Source organism: Limosilactobacillus portuensis, assembly GCF_014838735.1.
Taxonomy (GTDB): Bacteria; Bacillota; Bacilli; order Lactobacillales; family Lactobacillaceae; genus Limosilactobacillus; species Limosilactobacillus portuensis.
Genome location: NZ_JABUXQ010000086.1, coordinates 1 through 336, shown reverse-complemented (window position 1 = coordinate 336; position 336 = coordinate 1). Strand labels below are relative to the sequence as shown.

The 336-nt window shown below is 37.5% G+C and carries 1 protein-coding gene; it reads left to right on the top strand.

The features are described from left to right. The coding region (locus tag HUK49_RS10680) for a DRTGG domain-containing protein (protein ID WP_268890037.1) at positions 1-336 on the top strand (336 nt) is incomplete at both ends.

Sequence of the window (336 nt, the reverse complement as noted above, 5' to 3'; positions counted from 1 at the left end):
ATTTGGAGAAATAGCGAAAATTGTTGATGGCCATTTAATTGGTGGTAAAGGCGGTCAGTTCAATTCACTGACTAAATTTGCGATAGGAGCGATGGAGCTAGACAATGTCGTTAACTATGTCTCTAAAAATACGTTGCTGATTGTCGGAAATCGTCTTGATGTTCAAAAAGCTGCGTTAGAACGGGGCAGTGCCGTCTTGATTACAGGTGGTTTTGATACGACGGACGAAATTAAGAAAATGGCAGATGAACAAAATCTACCTATCATTTCTTCCAATTATGATACATTTATGGTTGCGAATATTATTAATAGAGCGATGTACAATCAGATGATTAA